Origin of the sequence: Streptomyces sp. NPDC001941, assembly GCF_040296945.1 — a bacterium.
Lineage (GTDB): Bacteria > Actinomycetota > Actinomycetes > Streptomycetales > Streptomycetaceae > Streptomyces.
The window spans coordinates 25039-50371 of record NZ_JBEOYE010000027.1; the positions used below are offsets into that span (position 1 = coordinate 25039).

A 25333-nucleotide genomic window follows, 5' to 3' on the forward strand; every position below is an offset into this window, starting at 1 on the left:
CGCCAGAGATGGGCGGTGTCCCGTCGGGCGGACGGACCGGGCACGACGTCCGTGAGGCGGTCGGCTCGGTCGCTGTCCGTACCTTCGCGACCCACCAGCACATGACGACGACCCACACGATGAAGATGATGGACGGCCAACACGTGAACGCCATGGCCGGCAACGAGAGTGGCCGAGAGTCCACCCACTTCGCCGACTACGACGAGCTGCCCGAGGGGCAGTTCTACGACCCCGACGCCGAGTACGAGCCCGACCCGGAGTACGCGGCCACCCTGGCCCCGGACGCCGCGCGCCAGCGCCGCGAGCGGATCGGCCCCACGGGGCGGCCCCTGCCGTACTTCCCGATCCCGGGCCCGCTCACCGACCACGGCCCCGCGAAGATCATCGCGATGTGCAACCAGAAGGGCGGCGTCGGCAAGACCACGTCGACCATCAACCTGGGCGCCGCGCTCGCGGAGTACGGACGACGGGTGCTGCTCGTCGACTTCGACCCGCAGGGCGCCCTGTCGGTCGGCCTCGGCGTGAACCCGATGGAGCTCGACCTCACCGTCTACAACCTGCTCATGGAGCGGGGCATGTCGGCGGACGAGGTGCTGCTCAAGACCGCCGTGCCCAACATGGACCTGCTGCCGAGCAACATCGACCTCTCGGCCGCCGAGGTCCAGCTGGTCAGCGAGGTCGCGCGCGAGTCCACGCTGCAGCGCGCCCTGAAGCCGCTGATGAACGACTACGACTACATCGTGATCGACTGCCAGCCCTCGCTCGGCCTGCTCACCGTGAACGCCCTGACGGCCGCCCACAAGGTGATAGTCCCCCTCGAGTGCGAGTTCTTCGCGCTGCGCGGCGTCGCGCTGCTCACGGAGACCATCGAGAAGGTGCAGGAACGTCTCAACCCCGAGCTGGAGCTGGACGGCATCCTCGCCACCATGTACGACTCGCGGACCGTGCACAGCCGCGAGGTGCTCGCGCGCGTGGTCGAGGCCTTCGACGACCACGTGTACCACACGGTGATCGGCCGGACCGTGCGCTTCCCGGAGACCACGGTCGCCGGCGAGCCGATCACGACGTACGCCTCCAACTCGGTCGGTGCGGCCGCCTATCGCCAGCTCGCCAGGGAGGTGCTCGCCCGGTGTCACGCCGAGTGAGTCTGCCCGGTGCCGACGAGCTGTTCCGTACGACCGGGGGCATGGCGCTGCAGTCGTCCTCGCCCCGGCGGGGCGCCACGGCCAACGGGGAGCCCCGGGTGCCCGCACCCGCGGCGCCCCCCGGTGCCGCGACGCCCGCCGGACCCGGCGGCCCGGGCCCGGCGGCCGACGGCGACCCGGCGGGCGGCGCCTCCGCGGAGGCCGACCCCGACGAGCACTCCGCCGCCGACCCGGAGGAACCGCGCAGCCGGGACGGCGACGCCGCGTCCGGCGGCCCCGGCAAGCCCCGGCGCTCCGCCGAACCGGCCGGTCCGGCCCGGCGCCGCGGCGGCGGCCGGGCGGCCAACCGCCGCCCCTCCGGCCGCGAGCGGCACGACGAGAAGATCACCGTGTACGTCTCCGCCGAGGAGCTGATGGACCTGGAGCACGCGCGCCTGGTCCTGCGCGGCGAGCACGGGCTCGCGGTGGACCGCGGCCGGATCGTGCGCGAGGCGGTCGCCGTGGTCCTCGCCGACCTGGAGTCGCGCGGGGACGCGAGCATCCTGGTGCGCCGTCTGCGTGGGCGCTGACGGTAGCCTCGGGGCGATGGCCCCCTCCGACACAGCGTCCTCCCGTCCCGCGCCGCGCCGTGCGCTGGGCCGGGGCGGCGGGGCCGTCCCGGCGGAGGCCCCGGAAGCCCCCGAAGCCCGGGAAGCCCCGGAAGTCCTTCCCGAGGAGCCGCTCCCGGTGGAGGCTCCCACCGAGGAGCCGCACCCGGACCCCGAGCCCGACCCTGACCCCGGGCCCGACGCCGAACAGCGCGCCCCGGACGCCGAGGGCGCCGGTGACGGCCGCTTCACCGTCCGGCTCGCGAACTTCGAGGGCCCCTTCGACCTCCTCCTCCAGCTGATCTCCAAGCACAAGATGGACGTCACCGAGGTCGCGCTCTCCAAGGTGACCGACGAGTTCATGGCCCACATCCGGGCCATGGGACCCGACTGGGACCTCGACCAGACCACCGAGTTCCTCGTCGTCGCCGCCACCCTGCTCGACCTCAAGGCCGCCCGGCTGCTGCCTGCCGCCGAGGTGGAGGACGAGGCCGACCTCGCGCTCCTGGAGGCCCGCGACCTGCTCTTCGCGCGGTTGCTCCAGTACCGCGCGTACAAGCAGGTCGCCGACATCCTCCAGGAGCGCCTCGACGCCGAGGGGCGGCGCTACCCGCGCACCGTCGGGCTGGAGGAGCACCACGCCGAGCTGCTGCCCGAGGTGGTCATCAGCATCGGCGCCGAGGGCTTCGCCAGGCTCGCCGTGAAGGCCATGCAGCCCCGGGCCAGGCCCCAGGTGTACGTCGAGCACATCCACGCCCCCCTGGTCAGCGTGCGCGAGCAGGCCGCCCTGGTGCTGGCCCTGCTGCGCGAGCGCGGCGAGGCGAGCTTCCGGGAGCTGGCCGCGGACGCGCCGGACACCCTCACCGTGGTGGCCCGCTTCCTGGCCCTCCTGGAGCTCTACCGGGAGAAGGCGGTCGGCCTGGAGCAGGACACCGCGCTCGGCGAGCTGACCGTGCGCTGGACCGGGGCGGAGGACGCCCGGGTGACCGACGAGTTCGACCAGTCCGACCAGGAGGACCAGTGACCGAGCAGGCGACCGGGCAGGCGACGGAGCGGCTCGCGCTGCGGCCCGCCCTGGAGGCCGTCCTGATGGTCGTGGACGAGCCGGCCACCGAGGAGCACCTGGCCAAGGTGCTCGGCCGGACCCGCGGGGAGGTCGCGGACGCGCTGCGGGAGCTGCAGGACGAGTACGCGGTCCAGCGGCGCGGCTTCGAGCTGCGGCTGGTGGCCGGGGGCTGGCGCTACTACACCCGTCCGGAGTACGCCGCGGCCGTGGAGTCCTTCGTCCTGGACGGCCAGCAGGCCCGGCTGACGCAGGCGGCCCTGGAGACGCTCGCGGTGGTCGCGTACCGCCAGCCGGTCAGTCGTTCGAGGGTCTCCGCGGTGCGCGGGGTCAACTGTGACGGGGTCATGAGGACCCTGCTCCAGCGCGGTCTCGTCGAGGAGGCGGGCGCGGAACCCGAAACAGGTGCGATCCTGTACAGGACGACGAACTACTTCCTGGAGCGGATGGGCCTGCGCGGCCTGGACGAGCTCCCCGAGCTCGCACCCTTCCTCCCCGAGGCGGACGCCATCGAGGGGGACACGCTGGAGGGAGTGCCGTCGTTCGATCCGGATGCGCCGGACGCACCGGACCGGGATGACGACGACTAAGACGGAAATTTGATGCGAAGCAGCAGCGGCAGGAACAGCAGCGGAAACAACGGCGGGAGCCGTGGTGGCAACAGCGCGGGCCGCGGCAACAACCGGGGCGCCGGGAACAACCGCGACGACCGCGGGTCGAACCCGCGCCGTCCGCGCCCCGAGGAGCGCTCCTACGACGTGGGCGACGACTCCCAGGGCCCCCGCAAGGGCCGGGGGACGGCGGCCCGCGGCGGGGCCAAGGGCGGCCCCAGGCAGTCGCCCGTCCGGGGCGGCGGACGTACGGCCCCGGCGCGCTCGCGGGAGTACGACGCCCGCACCGAGGAGCGCAACCGGGAGCGGTACGCCGACAAGCCGGTGATCAAGACGCCCAAGACCTTCGGCGACCAGGAGGGCGAGCGGCTCCAGAAGGTGCTGGCCCGCGCGGGCATGGGCTCGCGCCGCGCCTGCGAGGAGCTGATCGACGCGGGCCGGGTCGAGGTCAACGGCAAGGTCGTGATCGAGCAGGGCGTCCGGGTGGACCCGGAGAAGGACGAGATCAAGGTGGACGGCCTGACCGTCGCCACCCAGTCGCACCTCTTCTTCGCCCTGAACAAGCCGGCCGGCGTCGTCTCCACCATGGAGGACCCCGACGGCCGCCAGTGCCTGGGCGACTACGTGACCAACCGCGAGACGCGGCTGTTCCACGTGGGCCGCCTGGACACCGAGACCGAGGGCATCATCCTGCTCACCAACCACGGCGAGCTGGCCCACCGGCTGACCCACCCGAAGTACGGCGTGCAGAAGACCTACCTGGCCGCCATCCAGGGCCCGCTGCCGCGCGAGGTCGGCCGGCTGCTGAAGAACGGCATCCAGCTGGAGGACGGCTACGCGCGCGCGGACCACTTCCGGGTCGTGGAGCAGACCGGCAAGAACTACCTGGTCGAGGTCGTGCTGCACGAGGGCCGCAAGCACATCGTGCGCCGGATGCTGTCCGAGGCGGGCTTCCCGGTCGACAAGCTGGTGCGTACGGCCTTCGGGCCGATCCAGCTGGGCGACCAGAAGTCCGGCTGGCTGCGCCGCCTGACCAACACCGAGGTCGGCATGCTGATGAAGGAGGTCGGTCTGTAACCGGACCGGCCCCGCCGCGAAGGCGCCCCGTGACCTCGGTCACGGGGCGCCTTCCGTCGTACCGGGGCCTTGTGGGGGCTTCCCGCCGCCTTTATAGTCAACATGACTCTTAAGGGGGGCGTCCATGAGCCTGGCCACCGTGCTGGAACCGTTGCAGCGACCGCTGTTCACCCTGCTGGGGACGTCGGTGAGCGCCACCGAGGTGCTCGGCTTCGGCAGCGGCGCGCTGTGCGTCTGGCTGGTCGCCCGGCAGCACCTCGCCAACTGGCCCGTCGGCATCGCCAACAACCTGTTCTTCGTGCTGCTGTTCACCCAGGCCGGCCTCTACGCCGACGCCGGCCTCCAGATCGTCTTCATCACCCTCGCCGCGTACGGCTGGTGGACCTGGACCCACGGGGGTGGACCAGGCCCCGAAGGGCTGCCGGTGCGGCGCACCACGCGCGCCGAGTGGGCCGGGCTGCTCACGGCGGGGGTGATGGGGACCGCCGCGCTCACGCTGCTGCTCGGCCGGCTCACCGACTCGACCGTCCCCTTCTGGGACGCGCTGACCACCACGCTGTCCCTGACGGCCACCTACGGCCAGTGCCGCAAGCTCCTGGAGTCCTGGTGGCTGTGGATCGCCGCCGACGTGGTCTACGTACCGCTCTACGCCCACAAGGGGCTGTACCTGACCTCACTGCTCTACATCGGATTCATGGCGCTCTGCGTCGCCGGGCTGCGCGGCTGGAGCCGCGACCTGGCCGGGCGGCGGCCGCGCCTGGCGGAGGTGACCGCGTGAAGCGCTACGGGCACGGACTCGTCCTCGGCAAGTTCTATCCGCCGCACGCCGGCCACCACCACCTGGTGCGCACCGCGCTGGACCGCTGCGAACGGCTGACCGTCCTGGTGTGCGCCTCCTCCGTGGAGTCCATCCCGCTGGCGGACCGGGTCGCCTGGATGCGCGAGACCCACCCCGACGCCTGGGTGGTCGGCACCGTCGACGACACCCCCGTCGACACCACCGACCCGGCCGTGTGGGACGCGCACATGGCGGTCTTCCGCGCGGCCGTGCCCGAGCGCGTCGACGCCGTCTTCACCTCCGAGGCGTACGGCGAGGAGCTCGGGCGGCGCTTCGGCGCGGACTCCGTCTGCGTCGACCCCGACCGGACCGTCTTCCCGGTCTCCGCCACCGCCGTGCGCAAGGACCCGGTCGGCTGCTGGGACTTCCTGGAACCGCCGGTACGGGCCGCGCTGGCCCGCCGCGTCGTCGTGCTCGGCGCCGAGTCCACCGGCACCACCACCATGGCCCGCGCCCTGGCCGAGCACTACCGCCACCGCGGCGGCGTCTGGGCGCGCACCGCGTGCGTCCCCGAGTACGGACGCGAGTTCAGCGCCCTCAAGCTGGCCGCGCTGCGCGCCGAGCGGCCCGGGGCCGACTGGTCCGACGTGGAGTTCCGCTCCGACGAGTTCCCGCTCATCGCCGAGCGGCAGACCGCCCTGGAGGACGCCGCCGCCCGCACCGGCTCGCCCGTGCTGGTCTGCGACACCGACGCCTTCGCCACCACCATCTGGCACGAGCGCTACCTCGGCGGGCCCAACGAGGACGTGGCCAGGATCGCCGCCGCCGGACGCGGCCACCTGTGGCTGCTCACCGACCACCGGGGCGTGCCCTTCGAGGACGACGGACTGCGCGACGGCGAGCACCTGCGGCCCTGGATGACCGCCCGCTTCCGGGCCCAGCTGGCCCGCACCGGGCGGCGCACCGTGCTGCTCACCGGCAGCCACGAGGAGCGGCTGCGCACCGCCGTCGAGGCCGTGGACGCGCTCGTCGGCGCGGGCCTGGGCCTGGCCGACCCGCTGCCGGAGAAGCGGTGAGCGCCGCGCGGGGGAGCACCCCGCGGGAACGGGCGCCCGAGGGCTACGACCCGTACGCCTTCGAGCCGTTCGCCGTCACCGTCGACCTCGCCGTCTTCACCGTCCGCGACGAGCGGCTGCACGTGCTCCTCGTCGAGCGCGGCCAGGAGCCCTACCGGGGCGCGTGGGCGCTGCCCGGCGGGTTCGTGCTGCCGCGCGAGTCCTCCGAACAGGCCGCCCGGCGCGAACTGGCCGAGGAGACCGGCCTCTCCGAGGACACCGCGGCCTCCCTGCACCTGGAGCAGCTGCGCACCTACAGCGACCCGGACCGCGACCCCAGGATGCGGGTCGTCTCCGTCGCCTACACCGCGCTCGTGCCGGACCTGCCCGAGCCGCGCGGCGGCGGGGACGCGGTCCGCGCCCAGTGGGTGCCCCACGGCCTGTACGGGCCGCTCGCCTTCGACCACGACCGCATCCTGGCCGACGCCCACGAGCGCGTCGGCGCCAAGCTCGAATACTCCTGTCTCGCCACCGCCTTCTGCACGCCCGAGTTCACCCTCGGCGAGCTGCGGCAGGTGTACGAGACGGTCTGGGGCGTCGACCTCGACCGCCCCAACTTCCGGCGCAAGGTCCTCGCCACGCCCGGCTTCGTCCAGGCCGTGGAAGGACCGCCGCGCCTGACCGGCGGACGGGGGAAACCGGCCGCTCTCTACCGGGCGGGCGCGGCCACCGCGCTGCACCCGCCGCTCCTGCGACCGGAAGGACGCACCCCATGATCGCCGCACGCACCATCACCAAGCAGGCCGCCACCGGCAGCCTGATCGGGCTCGCGCTCGGGGACGCCCTGGGCTTCCCCACCGAGTTCAACACCGTCGAGCAGATCGTCGCCAAGTTCGGGCCGTGGCAGCGGATGGCGCTGCCCAGCCCCGCGTACGTCACCGACGACACCCAGATGACCCTCGCCCTGGCGCGCGGCATCCGCACCGCCATGGACCGGGGCGTCCTCGCGCCGCTGCGGATGGTCCGGCCGGTGCGGGAGGAGTTCGTCGACTGGTACCACTCGCCGGAGAACAACCGCGCCCCCGGCCGCACCTGCATGGTCTCCTGCCGCAAGCACTCCGACCACCCCGACCGGGCCTGGCAGGAGTCCAGCGACCTCAACTCCAAGGGCTGCGGGGCCAACATGCGGGTGGCGCCCGTCGGGCTCGCCCCCGGGCTCGACGACGAGCAGCGCGCCGGGGCCGCGCAGCTCCAGTCCGCGCTCACCCACGGCCACCCCACCGCGCTGGCCGCCTCCGACCTCACCGCGCGCGCCGTGCGGCTGCTCTCGCAGGGCGCCGAGCCCATGGGACTGGTCGGGCAGCTGCGCTCGTACGCGTACGAGAACCGGAGCCGCTACCACCACAAGTGGCTGGGGAACCTGTGGACCTACTCCCACGACCCCACGCCCGAGCACTTCATCCGGCGCGGCTGGGACGAGTGCCTGAGCACCCTGGACATCCTGGCCTCGGCGCTGCGCACCGCCAACCCCGAGATGGACCCGTGCCTGCTCACCGGCGAGGGCTGGGTGGCGGAGGAGGCGCTGGCGACGGCGCTGCTGTGCTTCCTGCAGTTCCCCGGCGAACCGGTGACCGCGCTGCGCCGGGCGGCGTGCACCAGCGGGGACTCGGACTCGATCGCGTGCCTGGCGGGGGCGTTCGCGGGGGCGCACCTGGGGGCGGGGGCGTGGCCCAAGGAGTGGGCGGAGCGGGTCGAGTACCGCAGCGAGCTGCTCACGCTGGGGGCCCTGTGGGACGCGTAGGAGCCGCCTGACCCCGGGGCCCGGGGTGTCCGTCCTGTCGGGCCGGGTCAGGCGTGGAGTGCCGAGGTCCTGCGGGTGCGGGAGAGGAAGGCTTCCACGCGGGCCCTGTCCGGGTGCGGGGGGAGCGGGGAGGACCCCGCCGCGTCCTCCGCCTCGGCCACCAGCCGCCCCATCCGGGCGTCCACCTCCGCCCACGGCAGCTCCCCCCGCTTGACCGCCAGCAGGTCCTCCCGGTCCGCCCCCGCCTCGATCACCAGCTCCCCGGTGCGCAGCAGGTCGCGGCAGGAGGCCAGCAGCCGCAGCAGGTGCATCGCGTGCTTCCAGCGCGGCGCCCCGTGCTGCCGCACGTCCGCCTCCAGCTTCCTGCGCTGCCCGGCCGCGTACCGCACGAACGTCCCGTGCACCTCCAGCGACAGGAACGCGCCGCGCAGCGAGAGCAGTTCGCGGCCGGTGTCGTCGATCCGCTCGACCAGCGGGGAGTGCAGGCACTCCAGCACGTTCGGGTTGGCCCGCAGCGCCAGCTCGCAGAAGCGTTCCAGCTCCCAGCTGAACTGTTCCTCGGCCGGTCCCTCGACGTGCGTGGGGGGCTTCTCGAAGCGCCAGAAGAGCGGGGTGGGGGCGAGGAAGACGCCCCGCCGGTCCGTGTCGCTGCCCTCCGTGGCCAGGCCGAAGGCGCGCGACCCCATGACGCAGGAGTAGATCGTGTGCTCGCGCACCAGGTCCTCGGGCAGCATGCGGACAGGCTACGGCGTACTCCAAGTGGCGCAGCCGCCCGGTTCGGGTGACATTGGCGGTGTTCCTTCCCGGACGAAAGGCAGAACCATGGCGGGTAACGACCTCGGCAGCCTGCTCGGCGGCCTCCTCGGCGGAGGCGGTCAGGGCGGGAACTCCTCCGGAGGGGCCGGGAACATCCTCGGCGCCCTCCTGGGCGCCCTCGGCGGCGCGGGCGGCGGTCAGGCGGCGGGCGCCGCCGCCGGCGGCAACCCGCTCGGCGGGCTGCTCGACATGCTCACCAAGTCCGGCCTGGTCGACCAGGCCCAGTCCTGGGTCGGCACCGGCGACAACAAGGGCGTCAGCGCCGAGCAGATCACCCAGGCCCTCCCCGACGACACCCTCCAGCAGGTCGCCCAGGAGGCCGGGGTCTCCACCGAACAGGCGGCCGAGCAGATCGCCCAGTCCCTGCCCCAGGCCGTCGACAAGCTCACCCCGGGCGGCGAGGTGCCGCAGAGCACCTCCCTGGAGGACCTGATCCGGCAGCAGTCCCTCTGACGTGACGGTCCGTGGCGACCGCCCTCCCGTCCCGGAGGGCGGTCGCCCTCGTCGTCCCTGCCCGCGGGGCCCTTAGGCTGACCGGTGCACCACGCCGCCGACCGCCGTACCCAAGGACACCGCCCGTGAGAACCGCCCTCGTCATCGGAACCGGCCTGATCGGCACCTCGGCCGCCCTCGCGCTCAAGGCCCGCGGCGTCGCCGTGCACCTCGTCGACCACGACCCCGACCGGGCCGCCACCGCCGCCGCCCTGGGCGCCGGGACCGACGCCCCGCCCGAGGGGCGGGTGGACCTGGCCGTCGTCGCCGTGCCGCCCGCCCACGTGGCCGCCTCCGTCGCCGCCGCGATGCGGGCCGGGGCCGCCCGGGCCTACGTCGACGTGGCCAGCGTCAAGGGCGGGCCGCGCCGCGAGCTGACCCAGCTGGGCCTGGACCTCACCGCGTACATCGGCACCCACCCCATGTCCGGCAAGGAGCGCAGCGGCCCGTTCGCCGCCAGCGGGGACCTCTTCGAGGGGCGGCCCTGGGTGCTCACCCCCACCCGCGACACCGACACCGAGGTCCTCAACCTGGCCCTGGAGCTCGTCGCCCTGTGCCGCGCGGTCCCCGTCGTCATGGACGCCGACGCCCACGACCGCGCCGTGGCCCTCGTCTCGCACACCCCGCAGCTGATCTCCTCCATGGTCGCCGCCCGGCTGCGGGAGGCCGACGAGACGGCGGTACGGCTGTGCGGCCAGGGCATCCGCGACGTCACCCGCATCGCCGCGTCCGACCCGCGCATGTGGGTCGAGATCCTGTCGGCGAACCCGGGCCCGGTGGCCGACGTGCTCGCCGGGGTCGCCGCCGACCTGGACGGCACGGTGCGGGCCCTGCGCGCCCTGGACTCCGCCGACGAGGCCAAGCGCGCCGAGGGCGCCTCGGGCATCGAGGACGTGCTGCGCCGGGGCAACGCGGGCCGCGAGCGGGTGCCGGGCAAGCACGGCGCGGGCGTCCCCACCGCCTACGAGGTCGTGGGCGTCCTGATCAGCGACCGCCCCGGCGAGCTGGCCCGGATCTTCGCCGACGCCGAGCGGGCCGGGGTCAACGTCGAGGACGTCCGCATCGAGCACGCCACCGGGCAGCAGGCGGGCCTGGTGCAGCTGTACGTGGAGCCGTCCGCGGCCGCGGGACTGAGCGAGGCGCTGCGCGAGCGGGGCTGGGCGCTGCGGCCCTGACGGGGGCCGGAAGGGCCTGACGAGGGGCCGGAAGGGCCCCGCCCCCCGCGCGGACCGGGGGCCCCGGCGGGGCCGGTAACCTTGGGGGGTCCACATCTGAGCACAGGGAAGGTGTCCGTCACCGTGGAATCCGTGATCGTCGCCATCGACGGGCCCTCCGGCACGGGCAAGTCGAGCACGTCCAAGGCCGTCGCCGCCGAGCTGGGGCTCGACTACCTGGACACCGGCGCGCAGTACCGCGCGATCACCTGGTGGATGGTCACCAACGGGGTCGACCCGGCCGACGCCGACGCGATCGCCGCCGCCGCCGACAAGCCCGTCATCGTCTCCGGCACCGACCCGTCCGACCCGACGATCACCGTCGACGGCACGGACGTCTCCGGACCGATCCGCACCCAGGACGTCACCTCCAGGGTCAGCGCCGTCAGCGCCGTCCCCGAGGTGCGCGCCCGCATCACCGAGCTGCAGCGCTCCATCGCCGCCGGCGCCGAGAAGGGCATCGTCGTCGAGGGCCGCGACATCGGCACCACGGTCCTGCCGGGCGCCGACCTCAAGGTCTTCCTGACCGCGTCCCCCGAGGCCCGCGCGGCCCGCCGCTCCGGCGAGCTCAAGGGCGCCGACGTCCAGGCCACCAAGGAGGCCCTGGTCAAGCGGGACGCGGCCGACTCCAGCCGCAAGACGTCCCCGCTGGCCAAGGCGGCCGACGCGGTCGAGGTGGACACCACCGACCTCACGCTGCAGCAGGTCATCGAGTGCGTCGTCACCCTCGTCGAGGAGAAGCGGGCCGCGAAGTGACGACCACGGCACCCACCGAGCGCGGTGCCGAGATCGGCCGGCGCATCGGCGTCGGGCTGATGTACGGGCTGTGGAAGCCGCGCGTCCTGGGCGGCTGGAAGGTCCCCGCGAGCGGCCCGGTGATCCTCGCGGTCAACCACTCCCACAACATCGACGGGCCCATGGTCATGGGCGTGGCCCCCCGCCCCGCCCACTTCCTGATCAAGAAGGAGGCCTTCGTCGGCCCCCTGGGCCCCTTCCTCAAGGGCATCGGGCAGGTGCAGGTGGACCGCTCCGGCACCGACCGGAACGCGGTCACCGACGCCCTCTCGGTGCTCACCCACGGGGGAGTCCTCGGGATATTCCCCGAGGGCACCCGGGGCGACGGCGACTTCGCGTCGCTGCGCGCCGGACTCGCGTACTTCGCGGTGCGCTCCGGGGCGCCGATCGTCCCGGTCGCGGTGCTGGGCAGCACCGACCGCGCCGGCCGCCTGGTGAAGGCCCTGCCGCCGCTGCGCGGCCGGGTGGACGTCGTCTTCGGCGACGCCTTCGAGGCGGGCGACGGCTCGGGGCGGCGCACCCGCACGGCGCTGGACGACGCCACCGTACGCATCCAGGAGCGGCTGACCGCCCACCTGGAAAACGCCAGGCGCCTCACCGGGCGCTAGGCGAGACTTGAGTAGTGAGCCGCGGGACATCGGGGCTCACCGACCACGATGAACGGACGAGGAACGGACTTCATGAACGACCAGCACGACCACGGAGCGCTCGGCGACGCCGAGTACGCGGAGTTCATGGAGCTCGCCGCCGAAGAGGGCTTCGACGCCTCGGACGTCGAGGGCGCGATCGAGGAGGCCGGGCACGGCCCGCTTCCCCGCCTCGCCGTCGTCGGCCGTCCCAACGTGGGCAAGTCGACCCTGGTGAACCGCATCATCGGCCGCCGCGAGGCGGTCGTCGAGGACAAGCCCGGCGTCACCCGCGACCGCGTCACCTACGAGGCCGAGTGGGCCGGCCGCCGCTTCAAGGTCGTCGACACCGGCGGCTGGGAGCAGGACGTCCTGGGCATCGACGCCTCGGTCGCCGCCCAGGCGGAGTACGCCATCGAGGCGGCCGACGCGGTCGTCTTCGTGGTGGACGCCACCGTCGGCGCCACCGACACCGACGAGGCCGTCGTCAAGCTGCTGCGCCGCGCGGGCAAGCCCGTGGTGCTCGCCGCCAACAAGGTCGACGGCCAGTCCGGCGAGTCCGACGCGACCGCCCTGTGGTCGCTGGGCCTGGGCGAGCCGTTCCCGGTCTCCGCGCTGCACGGCCGCGGCACCGGCGACCTGCTCGACGAGATCCTGAAGGCGCTGCCCGAGGCCCCCGAGCAGACCTTCGGCGGGGCCGCTCTCGGCGGCCCGCGCCGCATCGCCCTGATCGGCCGCCCCAACGTCGGCAAGTCCTCGCTCCTGAACCAGGTGGCCAGGGAGGAGCGCGTCGTCGTCAACGAGCTGGCGGGCACCACCCGCGACCCGGTCGACGAGCTGATCGAGCTGGGCGGCACCGTCTGGAAGTTCGTGGACACCGCGGGCATCCGCAAGCGCGTCCACCTCCAGCAGGGCGCCGACTACTACGCGTCGCTGCGCACCGCCGCCGCCGTGGAGAAGGCCGAGGTGGCGGTCATCCTGATCGACACCAGCGAGTCCATCTCGGTGCAGGACCAGCGCATCATCACGATGGCCGTGGAGGCGGGCCGCGCGGTGGTCATCGCGTACAACAAGTGGGACACCCTCGACGAGGAGCGGCGCTACTACCTGGAGCGCGAGATCGAGACCGAGATGCAGCAGGTCGCGTGGGCGCCCCGGGTCAACGTCTCGGCGCTGACCGGCCGCCACATGGAGAAGCTGGTCCCGGCGATCGAGACGGCCCTGGCGGGCTGGGAGACGCGCGTGCCGACCGGCCGGCTCAACGCCTTCCTCGGCGAGCTGGTGGCGGCCCACCCGCACCCGATCCGCGGCGGCAAGCAGCCCCGCATCCTCTTCGGCACCCAGGCGGGCACCAAGCCGCCCCGGTTCGTGCTGTTCGCCTCGGGCTTCCTGGAGCACGGCTACCGCCGCTTCGTGGAGCGCAGGCTGCGCGAGGAGTTCGGCTTCGAGGGCACCCCGATCCACATCTCGGTGCGGGTGCGCGAGAAGCGCGGCAAGAAGAAGTAGTCCGTACGGGACGGTGAAGCGGCCGGGGGCCGGGGGGGGGGCGCCCCGCCCCCCCCCCCCAAAACAGGGGGGGGGGGGCCCCCGGCTGGTCCTCCCCCCGGCGGGGGGCCCCCCCCCGGCGGGGGGGGCGCCGTCCCCCGCGCCCCCCCCCCCTCTCGCCCCCGGGGGGGGGGCCCCGCCGCATTCCGGGGGCCCGCCGCATTCCCGGGTGCCTGCCGCGTTCCCGCAGGCCCGCCGCGTCTCCGGGTGCCCGCCGCATTCCCGGGACTGACGCACCCCGGGGCCGGGCCGCGCCGCGCAGTCCGGTCCGCCGCGTCCCGTACCCCCGCTCCCCGCACCCCGCCTGACGGTCCGCCACGCTGACGTACCGTCACCCGCCCGGCCCCCGCCCGCAGGACGGGGGCCGGGAGGCGTGGTCGCCTGGGGACGTGGACCAGGACCAGCACACCAGCGCCCTCCTCCCGCTCCCCGTGCGCCGCACCGCCGCCTGGTGCGCCGTCGTACTGCTCCTGACCGGGGTCGGGGCCGTCGGGGTGTGGCTCTGCGTCACCTTCAAGACCGCCGTCACCCCCGTGCTGCTCGCCATCCTCGGCACCGCGCTGCTCGGCCCGCTGCACCGCCGCCTCACCGCGATGAGGCTCAACCGCTCGCTGGCCGCCGCCCTGACCTGCGTGGCCGTGGTCGCCGTCGTCGGCGGGGCGATGTACGTCGTGGTGAGCGCCCTGATCGAGACCGGCGACCAGATCGTCGCCTCCCTGCGCACCGCCGCCGACGAGCTGTCCAAGCACTTCGGTGGCGTCGGCACCTCGCTGGACGACCTGGCGAAGAACGCCCGCGACCTGCTGGGCAAGTTCGGCGGCACCGCCGCGTCCGGGGTGATCACCGGCATCAGCGTGGTCGGCGAGATGATCGCCATGGCCGTGCTCGCCCTGCTGCTGGTCTTCTTCTTCCTGCGCGACTCCGACCGGGCCGCCGGCACCCTGCGCTCGCTCGCCCCGCACCGCACCGCCGACACCGTGGAGGCGATGGCGCGCCGCGCCTTCGAGGCGGTCGAGGGCTTCATGCGGGGCACCACCTTCATTGCCCTGATCGACGCGCTCTGCATCACCGTGGGCCTGCTGGTGCTGCGGGTCCCCGGCGCGGTGGGCCTGGGCGCGCTGGTCTTCGTCGGCGCCTACATCCCGTACCTGGGCGCCTTCATCTCGGGCGCCGTCGCCGTGCTCGTCGCGCTGGCCGACCGGGGCTGGGTGATCGGCCTGTGGGCGCTGGGCGTGGTGCTCGCGGTGCAGGTCCTTGAGGGCCACGTGCTCCAGCCGATGATCCAGAGCCGTACGGTCCAGATGCACCCGGCGGTCGTGATGCTGGCCATCACCGCGGGGGCCAGCGTGGCCGGGATCCTGGGGATGCTGCTCGCGGTGCCGGTCACGGCGGCGGCCTTCGGGGTGATCGGCGAGCTGCGCCGCCGGGCGGGGTCGGACGCCCCGGGCCGGGAGAGCCCCTGAGGCCCGCAGCCCGGTCCCACCAGTCCCGGGACTGAGCGCGCCTCCACCATCCCTACAGCGGCGACGGCACGTCCTCGAACAGCTCGAACCAGATCGATTTGCCCGCCCCGCGCGGGTCCACCCCCCAGGCGTGCGCCAGCATCTCCATCAGCACTAGGCCCCGCCCCGAGGACGCCATCTCGCCCGGCTGGCGCCGGTGCGGCAGCTCGTCGCTGCCGTCGGCGACCTCCACCCGCACCCGGCGGCCCGCCGGGGAACAGGTCACCTCGGCCACCAGGAGCGCGTCGCCGTCGGTGTGCACCAGGACGTTGGTGACCATCTCGGAGACCATCAGGACCGCCGAGTCCACCTGCTCCTCGTCCGTCCAGTCGTGCAGCAGCTGGCGCAGCTGCTGGCGGGCGGCGGCGATCCGCTCGGGCTCGGCCTGCGCCACGGTCATCGCGGTCCGCCGGGGTGCCTGACGGGCGACCCCGCTGTCCCGGGACAGCAGCAGCACCGCGATGTCGTCCTCGCGGCGGTCGGCCAGCGGGCCCGTCGTGTGGTGCGAGCCGGGCCCGTGCACCGCCTGCACCAGCGCGTCCGCCAGCTCCTCCAGGGACTCCCCGTCGTGCTCCTCCAGGGTGGCCCGGATCCGGGCCCAGCCGGTGTCCAGGTCGTGGCCGCCGGTCTCCAGGAGCCCGTCGGTGCAGATCATCAGGGTCTCGCCGGGCTCCAGGGTGAGCCGGGTCGTGGGGTAGTCGGTGTCCGGGTCGATGCCGAGCGGCAGGCCGCCCGCGGTGGGGCGCAGCAGCACGGTGCCGTCGCCGGTGCGCACCGCCGGGTCGGGGTGGCCGGCCCGGGCCGCGTCGAGGGTCCCGGTGGCCGGGTCGACCTCGATGTAGAGGCAGGTCGCGAAGCGCGGGCTGGTCTGGTCGTCGCCCTCGTACGCCTCGGTGATCCCGGCCAGGAAGCGCGAGGCCCGCGACAGCACCGCGTCGGGGCGGTGCCCCTCGGAGGCGTACGCGCGCAGGGCGATGCGCAGCTGGCCCATCAGTCCGGCGGCCCGCACGTCGTGGCCCTGGACGTCGCCGATGACCAGGGCGACCCGGCCGCCGGGCAGCTGGATCATGTCGTACCAGTCGCCGCCGACCTGGAGCCCGCCGCCGGTGGGCACGTAGCGGGCGGCCACCGTCATGCCCGGGATGCGCGGGCCGAGCGAGGGCATCATCGAGCGCTGCAGGCCCAGCGACAGCTCCCGCTCGGACTCGGCGACCCCGGCCCTGGCCAGGGCCTGCGCCAGCATCCGGGCCACGGTCGTCAGGACCGAGCGCTCGTCGGGGGTGAAGGCGACCGGGTGCTTGAAGGCGGCCATCCAGGCGCCCATGGTGCGGCCCGCCACGATCAGCGGCAGGAACGCCCAGGACTGCCTGCCGAACCGTTTCGCCAGGGGCCAGGCCGACGGGAAGCGCCGGCGGTAGTCCTGCGGCGTGGGCAGGTAGATCGCCCGGCCGGTGCGCGCCACCTCCGCCGCCGGGTAGTCCGTCTCCAGCGACATGTCCGAGAACGGGCCCTCGTCCCCCGGGTCGTGCCCGTGGTGCCCGATGATCGTCAGCCGGTCGCCCGCCACCCCGAAGACCGCGAGCCCGTCCGGCGAGAACCCCGGCATCGACAGCGACGCCGCCACCCGCAGCACCTCCGCCGTCGAGCGCGCCTCCGCCAGCGCCCGCCCGGCGTCGAGCAGGAAGGCCTCCCGCGAGCGCCGCCAGTCCCCGGTGATCGGGGTGCGCGCGGCGGTGCCCGGCTCCGGCTCGGCGACCTCCTGGATGGTGCCGACCAGCTGGTAGTCCTCGCCGTCGAGCAGCGGCTTGGAACGGCTGCGTACCGTACGCAGCACCCGGCCGCTGCCGTCCATGATCCGCAGCCGGGACTCCGCGAGCGTCCCCTCGGCCACCGCGAGGTTCACGACGCCGTCGATCTCGTTCCAGTCCACCGGGTGGAAGCGGGAGCGCACCGCGGCCTCGGTCAGCGAGACGGGACGGGCGGGCAGCCCGAGCAGCCGGGCCGCCTCGGCGTCGAGCGTGACGATCCCGGACGCGTTGTCCCAGCGCCACAGGCCGGTCGCGATCGCCGCCAGGACGTCCTCGGTGCGCATTGCCCCACTTTATGGAGAGGTGGCGGGCGGCCGCCACTGAGCGTATCGAAAGCTGATCTTGAGCCGGGCGGTAACCTTGGTGGGTCTGCCCACACACCAACCGCGAAGAGTGGATGAACGACGATGCATCGGTACAGGTCCCACACCTGCGGCGAGCTCCGCGCCTCTGACGTCGGCACCGACGTCCGGCTGAGCGGCTGGCTGCACAATCGCCGAGACCTGGGCGGCATCCTCTTCATCGATCTGCGCGACCACTACGGCATCACGCAGCTGGTGGCCCGTCCCGGCACCCCGGCCGCCGAGGTCCTGGACAAGCTGACCAAGGAGACCGTCGTCCGCGTCGACGGCAAGGTCGTCTCCCGCGGCGCCGACAACGTCAACCCGGAGCTGCCCACCGGCGAGATCGAGATCGAGGCCGCCGAGGTCGAGGTCCTGGGCGCCGCCCAGCAGATCCCCTTCACCATCAACGCCGACGACGGCGTCAACGAGGAGCGGCGCCTGGAGTACCGCTTCCTCGACCTGCGCCGCGAGCGCATGCACAAGAACATCATGCTGCGCTCCGCGGTCATCGCCGCGATCCGCTCCAAGATGGTCGCCCTCGGCTTCAACGAGATGGCGACGCCGATCCTCACCGCCACCTCCCCCGAGGGCGCGCGCGACTTCGTCGTCCCCTCCCGGCTGAACCCCGGCAAGTTCTACGCGCTGCCGCAGGCCCCGCAGCAGTTCAAGCAGCTGCTGATGATCTCCGGCTTCGACCGGTACTTCCAGATCGCGCCCTGCTTCCGCGACGAGGACGCCCGCGCCGACCGTTCGCCGGGCGAGTTCTACCAGCTCGACGTCGAGATGAGCTTCGTCGAGCAGGAGGACGTCTTCCAGCCGATCGAGCGGCTGATGACCGAGCTCTTCACCGAGTTCGGCGGCGGCCGCGAGGTCACCAGCCCCTTCCCGCGGATCCCGTTCCGCGAGTCGATGCTGAAGTACGGCTCCGACAAGCCCGACCTGCGGGTCAAGCTGGAGCTCGTCGACATCACCGACGTCTTCGAGGGCTCGGAGTTCAAGGCGTTCGCCGGCAAGCACGTGCGCGCGCTGGCCGTGCCGGACGTCAAGGACCAGCCCCGCAAGTTCTTCGACGGCCTGGGCGACTTCGCCGTCGAGCAGGGTGCCAAGGGCCTGGCCTGGGTGCGCGTGGGCGAGGACGGCGCGCTCTCCGGCCCGATCGCCAAGTTCCTCACCGAGGAGAACGTCGCGGAGCTCACCAAGCGCCTGGGCCTGGAGCCCGGCCACGCGGTGTTCTTCGGCGCGGGCGCCTTCGACGAGGTCTCCAAGATCATGGGCGCGGTCCGGGTCGAGGCCGCCAAGCGCGCCGGCCAGTTCGAGGACGGCGTCTTCCGCTTCTGCTGGATCGTCGACTTCCCGATGTACGAGAAGGACGAGGAGACCGGCAAGATCGACTTCTCCCACAACCCGTTCTCCATGCCGCAGGGCGGCATGCGGGACCTGGAGGAGAAGGACCCGCTGGATATCCTGGCCTGGCAGTACGACATCGTCTGCAACGGCGTGGAGCTGTCCTCCGGCGCCATCCGCAACCACGAGCCCGACATCATGCTCAAGGCCTTCGAGATCGCCGGCTACGACCGCGACACCGTCGAGGCCGAGTTCGCCGGCATGCTGCGCGCCTTCCGCTTCGGCGCCCCGCCGCACGGCGGGATCGCCCCCGGCGTGGACCGCATCGTCATGCTGCTCGCCGACGAGCCCAACATCCGCGAGACGATCGCCTTCCCGCTCAACGGCAACGCCCAGGACCTGATGATGGGCGCCCCGACCGAGCTCGACGAGTCCCGCCTGCGCGAGCTGAACATCCAGCTGCGCAAGCCGGTCGAGAAGAAGTAGGACCGGCACCGCCCCCGCGCCCGCGGGGGTGGCCACGAGCAGGAGGAAGCAGGGACGCACGTGGCCTGACCCACAAGCGCCCCGCCCCCGGAACCGAATCGGTCCCGGGGGCTTCTTCTTCCCATGGGGTACACGCGTCCCGTGGGCGTCCCGCGCCCCGGCCACCCCGCTTCCGCACGTCCGAAAGGCCCTCCCCATGACCGTGCGCGCCGTGCGCAGTGTCCTCGCCACCGCCCTGGCCGCGGCCGCCCTGGCCGGCTGCTCCCAGCTCGGCACCGGCCTGCGCAGCGAGGGCCCGGCGCCCGCGGCGTCGGCCACCCAGGACACCAAGGGCGGCAGCGCGGGCCGCTCCGCCCCGCGCCCCTCCGGCTCCCTGCCGGCCCTCGGCGCCCGCACCGCCGCCCAGGTCCCGGCCACCGCCCAGCAGGCCGTCGTGGTCACCGGCGAGGCCCCCGACTCCGCCCGCAACACCGTCCAGCGCTACCAGCGCGACCCCGGCGGCGGCTGGAAGCCCGTCGGCAACCCCTGGCAGGGCCACAACGCGCTCAAGGGCTGGACCGACCACCACGTCCAGGGCGACCTGCGCTCCCCGATCGGCGTCTTCGCCCTCACCGACGCGGGCGGCCGCCTCGCCGACCCGGGCGGCAAGCTGCCCTACGACCACAACCCGCACTTCGTCGCCAGCGGCACCGGCTCCCAGGGCGAGCCGCTCGCCGGGGCCTTCGACTACGTGGTCGCCATCAACTACAACCGCAAGCCCGGCACCACCCCGCTGGACTGGACCCGCCCGCTGGGCGCCAAGCGCGGCGGCGGCATCTGGTTCCACGTCGACCACCAGGGCCCCACCCAGGCCTGCGTCTCCCTGGAGAAGCCCCACATGGCCGAGCTGCTGCGCTGGCTCGACCCGGCCCGGCACCCGGTCGTGGTCATGGGCGACGCCTCGGCCCTGGGCCGCTGACCGGAGCCGTACGCCCGTACGCACGCGGAGGGGCCCCGCACCGTCGACCGGTGCGGGGCCCCTCTTCGTACGCTTGCGCTCCGGCGCTACGCCGGCTTCTCCTCCAGGCGGGGGAAGAGCACCGCGCCCTTGGTGACCGTGGTGCCCGCCGGGAGGCGGCCCCAGGTGCCGGCCTCCGTCACGTCCTGCGCGGACAGGGCGCCCAGGGACTCCTCCGCGCCCAGGGACTCCCACAGCGCCGCCGAGGTGCGCGGCATGACCGGGTTCAGCAGGACCGCGACGCCGCGCAGCGACTCGGCGGCCGTGTAGAGGATCGTCGCCAGGCGGGCCCGGCCCTCCGGGGAGTCGTCCTTGGCCACCTTCCACGGCTCCTGCTCCGTGATGTAGCCGTTGACCTGCTTCACGAAGTCGAACACCGCGAGGATGCCGGCCTGGAAGTCCAGCTCGTCGCCGATCTTCCGGTCCGCCTCCGCGACCGCCTTCGCCAGGCCCGCGTGCACGGCCGCCTCGGCCTCGCCGTCCGCCGTCGCGGCCGGCAGGGCGCCGTCGAAGTACTTGCCGACCATCGCCGCCACGCGCGAGGCGAGGTTGCCGTAGTCGTTGGCCAGCTCCGAGGTGTAGCGGGCGGTGAAGTCCTCCCAGGAGAACGAGCCGTCGCTGCCGAACGCGATCGCGCGCAGGAAGTACCAGCGGTACGCGTCCACGCCGAAGTGCGAGGTCAGGTCCTGCGGCTTGATGCCCGTCAGGTTCGACTTCGACATCTTCTCGCCGCCGACCATCAGCCAGCCGTTGGCCGCGACCTTCCCCGGCACCGGCAGGCCCTGCGCCATCAGCATCGCGGGCCAGATCACCGCGTGGAAGCGCAGGATGTCCTTGCCGACCAGGTGCACGTTGGCCGGGAACGTCTCGTCGAACTTCTCCTGGTTGGAGCCGTAGCCCACGGCCGTCGCGTAGTTCAGCAGCGCGTCCACCCACACGTAGATGACGTGCTTGTCGTCCCACGGGACCGGGACGCCCCAGTCGAACGTCGACCGCGAGATGGAGAGGTCCTGCAGGCCCTGCCTGACGAAGTTCACGACCTCGTTGCGCGCCGACTCGGGCTGGATGAAGTCCGGGTTCGCGGCGTAGAAGTCGAGCAGCTTCGGACCGTACTCGCTGAGCTTGAAGAAGTAGTTCTCCTCCTTGAGGATCTCCACCGGCTTCTTGTGGACCGGGCACAGCTTGGTGCCGTCCTCCGCCTCGATGAGGTCGCCGGGGAGCTTGTACTCCTCACAGCCCACGCAGTACGGGCCCTCGTAGCCGCCCTTGTAGATCTCGCCCTTGTCGTACAGGTCCTGCACGAACTCCGCGACCCGGTCCGTGTGGCGCTTCTCCGTGGTGCGGATGAAGTCGTCGTTCGCGATGTCCAGGTGCTCCCACAGGGGCCGCCAGGCCTCCTCGACGAGCTTGTCGCACCACTCCTGGGGCGTGACCCCGTTCGTCTCGGCCGTGCGCATGATCTTCTGACCGTGCTCGTCCGTGCCGGTGAGGTACCACACCTTCTCGCCGCGCTGACGGTGCCAGCGCGTGAGCACGTCGCCTGCGACGGTCGTGTAGGCGTGGCCCAGGTGAGGAGCGTCGTTGACGTAGTAGATGGGGGTCGTGACGTAGTACGCCTTCGCCCCCTGCTTCTCGGATCCAGTGGCCGCCATGGTCGAAATCCTACTGGGCGGATGGAGATCGCTTCACACGCATAAACCCAGGGCAGGGCGGTGCCGGGCGCCGGTGGGGACCCCGCGCCGGACCGCCGCGCACCCCGTGCCGTACAAAAGGGGACGGCACGGGAACACGGGCAGGGGAGGACGCGTGCGGGTACTGGTCGCCGAGGACGAGCGGGACCTCGCGGAACTCCTCGCCACCGGCCTGCGCGGGGCCGGGTTCGCCGTCGACGCCGTGCACCGCGGCGACACCGCCCTGGACCGGCTCGGCCTGTACGACTACGACGTCGTCGTGCTCGACCGCGACCTGCCCGGCGTGCACGGCGACGACGTCGCCCGCGCCCTGGTCGCCCGCGCCGCCCGCACCCGGATCCTGATGCTCACCGCGGCCGCCGCCACCGAGGACCGCGTCGCCGGGCTCGACCTGGGCGCCGACGACTACCTGGCCAAGCCCTTCGAGTTCCCCGAGCTGGTCTCCCGGGTGCGCGCCCTGCGCCGCCGCGCCGAACGCCCCGTACCGCCCGTCCTGACCCGCGCGGGCCTGCGCCTGGACACCGCCCGGCGCACCGCCGAGCGCGACGGCCGCGACCTGGGCCTGTCGCCCAAGGAGTTCACCGTGCTGCAGATCCTCTTGGAGGCCGACGGCGTGACCGTCTCCGCCGAGGAGCTCCTGGAGCGCGCCTGGGACGCGCACGCCGACCCCTTCACCGGCGCGGTCCGCGTCTGCATGAGCAAGCTGCGCGCCAAGCTCGGCGCACCCGGGCCCATCCGGACCGTGCAGGGCGTGGGGTACGCGCTGTGAGCGCCGGGCCGGACGACGTGCGGGCGGACGACGTGCGGGCGGACGGGGGCGTGGACGGCGGTACGGGTGGGGGCGGGGGCGTCCGGACGGGCGCCGGGTCGATGGGCGCCGGGTCCCACATCCGGATGCGCGTCGCCCTCTCCTCGGGCGCCGCCTTCCTGGTCCTGGGCGCCCTGCTGCTCGGCGTCACCGCCCTGCTCTCGCGCGCCTCCGCCGCCTCCCGCGTCGACGACATCGCCCGCGGGGCCGGGCCCTGGGGCGACACCGGCGGGTGGGAGGGCGGTGGCGGGGCGCACGGGCTGCTCGCCCAGGTGCGCGACGCGGCCTGGCAGGAGTCGCTGATGTGGTCCGGCTTCGCGCTGTTCGCGATGGCCCTGTGCGCCGTCGTGGCCGGCTGGTGGAGCGCCGGGCGGGCGCTGCGGCCGGTGCACGACATGACCGCCCGGGCCCGGCGGCTCTCCGAGCGCACCCTGCACGAGCGCATCGCCGCGTCCGGGCCCGACGACGAGCTCAAGCAGCTCGGCGACACCATCGACGCGCTGCTCGCCCGCCTGGAGGCGGCCTTCGACAGCCAGCGGCGGTTCATCGCCAACGCCTCGCACGAGCTGCGCACCCCGCTGGCCACCCAGCGGGCCGCCATCCAGATCGGACTGGACGACGACGTGGCGGTCAAGCGCGTCCTGCTCGACAGCAACCGGCGCAGCGAGCGGCTCATCGACGGACTGCTGACCCTGGCCCGCGGCGAGCGGGGCCTGGACGCGGCCGAGGACGTGGACCTGGCGGCCGTGGTCGCCCAGGAGTGCGCCCGTTACGGGGTGCCGGGGCCGGCCGCCGACCCCTGTGTCGTACGCGGGAACCGGGTGCTGCTGGGCCAGTTGGCGGGGAACCTGCTGGCGAACGCGGTCGCCTACAACGTGCCGGGCGGGAGCGTACGGGTGCGGGTCACGGGCGACGACGGGGGAGCGGGCGGAGGGGGTGGAGCGGGTGGAGCGGGTGGTGCGGTGGTGCTGAGCGTCGTCAACTCCGGTGAGGCGGTGCCCGCTTCGGAGGTGGAGGGGCTCTTCGAGCCGTTCCGCCGGGGCGCCGGGCGGGACCGGATGGGGCCCGGCGCCGGGCTCGGCCTGTCCATCGTGCGCTCCGTCGCGGTCGCGCACGGCGGCACGGCGACGGCCGAGCCCGGCCCCGAGGGCGGACTGGCCGTCACCGTGCGGCTGCCGACCTAGGGGCGCCAGTCGGCGAGCAGGGCGCGGAAGAACGCCGGGTGCGCGGTGTCGGCCGGGGCCGTACCCGCGTGCGTCACGCCCGCGTTGGGGCTCTCCTGCGCCAGCCGGTTGACGAAGTCGAACGCCTTGGAGTCCGGGTCGCCGAACGTCACGAACTGCCAGAACACCGGCTCGTCGGCCGCCGCCGCGAGCGCCTGCGCCGCGGCCGTCCTCGACTCCGGGGCGCCGTCCGTCTGGAACAGCACCAGGGCCGGGCCCCGGTCGTCCTGCTTCTCGCGCTGCGCCAGGACCGCCTCGATCGCCAGGTGGTAATTCGTACGGCCCATCCGGCCCAGCGAGGCGTGCAGTTCGTCGATCCGGCCCTCGACCGCGTCCAGGGCCAGCTCGCCGGTGCCGTCGACCTCGGTGGAGAAGAAGACCACCTGGACCACGGGGTCCTCGCCCAGGTGCGCGGCGAGCGCGAGGGCCTGCTCGCCCAGGCGCTGGGCGCTGCCGTCCTTGAAGTACGGGCGCATGGAGCCGGAACGGTCGAGCACCAGGTAGACCGTGGCGCGGGCGCCGGTCAGCCCGTACTTCTTCAGGGCGGCGGTGGCGGCCTTGTAGGGGTCGGCGAGGAGGGGGGCGGTGCGCTTGAGGGCGGCGAGGGGGGTGGCCGGGGTGGCCGGCTTCGCCGGGGGAGCGGTGGGGGTGTCCGTTGCCACGGGGGGCTCGGCCTCCGGCTCGGGGGCCGGGGTTGCCGCTTCCGGCTCGGGCTGCGGCTCCGGCTCCGGCTCGGGGGCCTCGGCCTCCGGCTCGGGGGCCTCGGCTTCCGGCTCGGGGTCCGGGGTTGCCGCTTCCGGCTCGGGCTGCGGCTCCGGCTCGGGGGCCTCGGCCACGACCGGGTCCTCGGCGGCGACCGGCTCTTCGGCCTTTGCCGGCTCGGGCTCCGGGGCCGGGGTTTCCGTCACCACGGGTTCGTCGGCCACGACCGGGTCCTCGGCCTTCTCGGGGGCCTCGGCCACTGGGGCTTCGGGCTCCTCGGCCTTGGGGGTCTCCGGGGTGGGCGGCTCCACCACGGCAGCGGTCTCCGGGGTGGTGCCCACCCGTTCCGCCCCGCGGAACGCCTGCCCACCACGGGAGGGCGCGGGGACCTCACGTTCCGTCTCCTGCTGGGACGGGATCACCGGCTTGTCCCTGCGGGGGGCCGGGTTGTCGAACGCGGCGGCCACCAGGTCCTCGGCCGCGCGCTCCACCGGGGAGCGCACCGGGTCCCCGGCGGCGGCCGTCGGTGCGGGTGCGGGAGTGGTCTCCTCGCGCGGGGTCTGGGGCGGGACCGAGGGGGCCGGGGCCGCTGCCGCCTCCCGCGCCGCCGGCTCGTTGCGCTCCGCGCGGTCGCGTCCAAACACCTTGCGCAGCATGCTCCGAATGCCCATCGGCGAGCCCTTTCGCGTAGTCGGGTCGGGTCCGCCCAGCATCACTGGCCACAGCGGACACGTAAGGTTAGCGGCCCCCCGCGCGGGCCCTCCCGGCCCGGTCGTCACGGATTCACCGCGCGTTCATCCGCACGCCGCCGCAGTGCTCACAT

Annotated in this window: 23 protein-coding genes; 19 read left to right on the plus strand and 4 right to left on the minus strand. The window is 73.8% G+C overall.

Going from position 1 to position 25333, the window contains the following annotated elements:
* Window positions 1-8 precede the first annotated feature (8 nt).
* The 9 genes from ABT160_RS19600 (at window position 9) to ABT160_RS19640 (ending at window position 8117) form a co-directional block, all read left to right on the plus strand.
* A complete protein-coding gene (locus ABT160_RS19600) occupies window positions 9-1145 on the plus strand; it encodes a ParA family protein (protein WP_351648922.1) in 1137 nt (378 codons plus the stop codon).
* Window positions 1130-1714, plus strand: a complete 585-nt coding sequence (locus ABT160_RS19605; RefSeq protein ID WP_351648923.1) for a hypothetical protein — start codon at window positions 1130-1132, stop codon at window positions 1712-1714. The genes ABT160_RS19600 and ABT160_RS19605 overlap by 16 nt, the downstream gene beginning before the upstream one ends.
* Window positions 1715-1730: 16 nt before the next feature.
* Window positions 1731-2756 carry a segregation and condensation protein A gene (locus ABT160_RS19610; RefSeq protein ID WP_351648924.1) on the plus strand — a complete coding sequence of 342 codons (1026 nt, stop codon included), beginning with the start codon at window positions 1731-1733 and terminating at the stop codon, window positions 2754-2756.
* A gap of 65 nt (window positions 2757-2821) precedes the next feature.
* Entirely contained in the window at window positions 2822-3385 is a 564-nt protein-coding gene (gene scpB, locus ABT160_RS19615; protein ID WP_351648983.1) for an SMC-Scp complex subunit ScpB, read from the plus strand.
* Between the two features lie 12 nt (window positions 3386-3397).
* Entirely contained in the window at window positions 3398-4483 is a 1086-nt protein-coding gene (locus ABT160_RS19620; protein WP_351648925.1) for a pseudouridine synthase, read from the plus strand.
* Between the two features lie 124 nt (window positions 4484-4607).
* On the plus strand, window positions 4608-5261 hold the full coding sequence (gene pnuC, locus ABT160_RS19625) for a nicotinamide riboside transporter PnuC (RefSeq protein ID WP_351648926.1): 654 nt from the start codon (window positions 4608-4610) through the stop codon (window positions 5259-5261).
* A complete protein-coding gene (locus tag ABT160_RS19630; RefSeq protein WP_351648928.1) occupies window positions 5258-6337 on the plus strand; it encodes an AAA family ATPase in 1080 nt (359 codons plus the stop codon). Before pnuC ends, ABT160_RS19630 begins: the two co-directional genes overlap by 4 nt.
* Window positions 6334-7092, plus strand: coding sequence for an NUDIX hydrolase (locus ABT160_RS19635; protein WP_351648929.1), 759 nt, complete (start codon window positions 6334-6336; stop codon window positions 7090-7092). Before ABT160_RS19630 ends, ABT160_RS19635 begins: the two co-directional genes overlap by 4 nt.
* The gene (locus tag ABT160_RS19640) at window positions 7089-8117 is read left to right on the plus strand and encodes an ADP-ribosylglycohydrolase family protein (protein WP_351648930.1); all 1029 of its coding nucleotides are present in this window, start codon (window positions 7089-7091) and stop codon (window positions 8115-8117) included. The genes ABT160_RS19635 and ABT160_RS19640 overlap by 4 nt, the downstream gene beginning before the upstream one ends.
* Window positions 8118-8164: 47 nt before the next feature.
* Here ABT160_RS19640 and ABT160_RS19645 read toward each other — a convergent pair whose 3' ends face one another.
* Window positions 8165-8851 (minus strand): nucleotidyltransferase domain-containing protein, encoded by a 687-nt coding sequence (locus ABT160_RS19645; RefSeq protein WP_351648932.1) that lies wholly within the window; start codon window positions 8849-8851, stop codon window positions 8165-8167.
* Between the two features lie 88 nt (window positions 8852-8939).
* Between ABT160_RS19645 and ABT160_RS19650 the strand changes: the two genes are divergently transcribed.
* From ABT160_RS19650 to ABT160_RS19675, 6 genes are all read left to right on the plus strand, one after another.
* Window positions 8940-9386 (plus strand): YidB family protein, encoded by a 447-nt coding sequence (locus tag ABT160_RS19650; protein ID WP_351648933.1) that lies wholly within the window; start codon window positions 8940-8942, stop codon window positions 9384-9386.
* 125 nt (window positions 9387-9511) lie between these two features.
* Entirely contained in the window at window positions 9512-10600 is a 1089-nt protein-coding gene (locus tag ABT160_RS19655; RefSeq protein WP_351648934.1) for a prephenate dehydrogenase, read from the plus strand.
* A gap of 111 nt (window positions 10601-10711) precedes the next feature.
* Complete coding sequence (gene cmk / locus ABT160_RS19660) at window positions 10712-11395, plus strand: (d)CMP kinase (RefSeq protein ID WP_502984265.1); 684 nt, start codon at window positions 10712-10714, stop codon at window positions 11393-11395.
* Window positions 11353-12042: a lysophospholipid acyltransferase family protein gene (locus ABT160_RS19665; RefSeq protein WP_351648936.1), complete on the plus strand. Its 690-nt coding sequence runs from the start codon at window positions 11353-11355 to the stop codon at window positions 12040-12042. The genes cmk and ABT160_RS19665 overlap by 43 nt, the downstream gene beginning before the upstream one ends.
* A gap of 72 nt (window positions 12043-12114) precedes the next feature.
* A complete protein-coding gene (gene der, locus ABT160_RS19670; protein WP_351648937.1) occupies window positions 12115-13566 on the plus strand; it encodes a ribosome biogenesis GTPase Der in 1452 nt (483 codons plus the stop codon).
* A gap of 428 nt (window positions 13567-13994) precedes the next feature.
* Complete coding sequence (locus ABT160_RS19675; RefSeq protein WP_351648938.1) at window positions 13995-15068, plus strand: AI-2E family transporter; 1074 nt, start codon at window positions 13995-13997, stop codon at window positions 15066-15068.
* A 52-nt stretch (window positions 15069-15120) separates the two neighbouring features.
* Here the strand turns inward: ABT160_RS19675 and ABT160_RS19680 are convergent, their stop codons facing one another.
* Window positions 15121-17199, minus strand: a complete 2079-nt coding sequence (locus tag ABT160_RS19680; protein WP_351648939.1) for an ATP-binding SpoIIE family protein phosphatase — start codon at window positions 17197-17199, stop codon at window positions 15121-15123.
* A 123-nt stretch (window positions 17200-17322) separates the two neighbouring features.
* Between ABT160_RS19680 and aspS the strand changes: the two genes are divergently transcribed.
* A complete protein-coding gene (gene aspS, locus ABT160_RS19685; RefSeq protein WP_351648940.1) occupies window positions 17323-19089 on the plus strand; it encodes an aspartate--tRNA ligase in 1767 nt (588 codons plus the stop codon).
* Between the two features lie 196 nt (window positions 19090-19285).
* On the plus strand, window positions 19286-20047 hold the full coding sequence (locus ABT160_RS19690; RefSeq protein ID WP_351648941.1) for a hypothetical protein: 762 nt from the start codon (window positions 19286-19288) through the stop codon (window positions 20045-20047).
* A gap of 86 nt (window positions 20048-20133) precedes the next feature.
* Here the strand turns inward: ABT160_RS19690 and metG are convergent, their stop codons facing one another.
* A complete protein-coding gene (gene metG / locus ABT160_RS19695; RefSeq protein ID WP_351648942.1) occupies window positions 20134-21738 on the minus strand; it encodes a methionine--tRNA ligase in 1605 nt (534 codons plus the stop codon).
* Between the two features lie 154 nt (window positions 21739-21892).
* Between metG and ABT160_RS19700 the strand changes: the two genes are divergently transcribed.
* Window positions 21893-22546, plus strand: a complete 654-nt coding sequence (locus ABT160_RS19700) for a response regulator transcription factor (protein WP_351648943.1) — start codon at window positions 21893-21895, stop codon at window positions 22544-22546.
* A 101-nt stretch (window positions 22547-22647) separates the two neighbouring features.
* Entirely contained in the window at window positions 22648-23769 is a 1122-nt protein-coding gene (locus ABT160_RS19705; protein ID WP_351648984.1) for a sensor histidine kinase, read from the plus strand.
* Here the strand turns inward: ABT160_RS19705 and ABT160_RS19710 are convergent.
* Complete coding sequence (locus tag ABT160_RS19710; RefSeq protein WP_351648944.1) at window positions 23766-25181, minus strand: VWA domain-containing protein; 1416 nt, start codon at window positions 25179-25181, stop codon at window positions 23766-23768. The genes ABT160_RS19705 and ABT160_RS19710 overlap by 4 nt on opposite strands.
* Window positions 25182-25333: the final 152 nt, after the last annotated feature.

What these genes read in the sequence shown, in the direction of transcription:
- ABT160_RS19600 (WP_351648922.1), top strand. Translation starts at nt 9, where the DNA reads ATGGGCGGTGTCCCGTCGGGCGGACGGACCGGGCACGACGTCCGTGAG.
- ABT160_RS19610 (WP_351648924.1), top strand. Translation starts at nt 1,731, where the DNA reads ATGGCCCCCTCCGACACAGCGTCCTCCCGTCCCGCGCCGCGCCGTGCG.
- scpB (WP_351648983.1), top strand. Translation starts at nt 2,822, where the DNA reads ATGGTCGTGGACGAGCCGGCCACCGAGGAGCACCTGGCCAAGGTGCTC.
- ABT160_RS19620 (WP_351648925.1), top strand. Translation starts at nt 3,398, where the DNA reads ATGCGAAGCAGCAGCGGCAGGAACAGCAGCGGAAACAACGGCGGGAGC.
- pnuC (WP_351648926.1), top strand. Translation starts at nt 4,608, where the DNA reads ATGAGCCTGGCCACCGTGCTGGAACCGTTGCAGCGACCGCTGTTCACC.
- ABT160_RS19640 (WP_351648930.1), top strand. Translation starts at nt 7,089, where the DNA reads ATGATCGCCGCACGCACCATCACCAAGCAGGCCGCCACCGGCAGCCTG.
- ABT160_RS19645 (WP_351648932.1), bottom strand. Translation starts at nt 8,851, where the DNA reads ATGCTGCCCGAGGACCTGGTGCGCGAGCACACGATCTACTCCTGCGTC.
- ABT160_RS19650 (WP_351648933.1), top strand. Translation starts at nt 8,940, where the DNA reads ATGGCGGGTAACGACCTCGGCAGCCTGCTCGGCGGCCTCCTCGGCGGA.
- der (WP_351648937.1), top strand. Translation starts at nt 12,115, where the DNA reads ATGAACGACCAGCACGACCACGGAGCGCTCGGCGACGCCGAGTACGCG.
- ABT160_RS19680 (WP_351648939.1), bottom strand. Translation starts at nt 17,199, where the DNA reads ATGCGCACCGAGGACGTCCTGGCGGCGATCGCGACCGGCCTGTGGCGC.
- aspS (WP_351648940.1), top strand. Translation starts at nt 17,323, where the DNA reads ATGCATCGGTACAGGTCCCACACCTGCGGCGAGCTCCGCGCCTCTGAC.
- ABT160_RS19690 (WP_351648941.1), top strand. Translation starts at nt 19,286, where the DNA reads ATGACCGTGCGCGCCGTGCGCAGTGTCCTCGCCACCGCCCTGGCCGCG.
- metG (WP_351648942.1), bottom strand. Translation starts at nt 21,738, where the DNA reads ATGGCGGCCACTGGATCCGAGAAGCAGGGGGCGAAGGCGTACTACGTC.
- ABT160_RS19705 (WP_351648984.1), top strand. Translation starts at nt 22,648, where the DNA reads ATGGGCGCCGGGTCCCACATCCGGATGCGCGTCGCCCTCTCCTCGGGC.
- ABT160_RS19710 (WP_351648944.1), bottom strand. Translation starts at nt 25,181, where the DNA reads ATGGGCATTCGGAGCATGCTGCGCAAGGTGTTTGGACGCGACCGCGCG.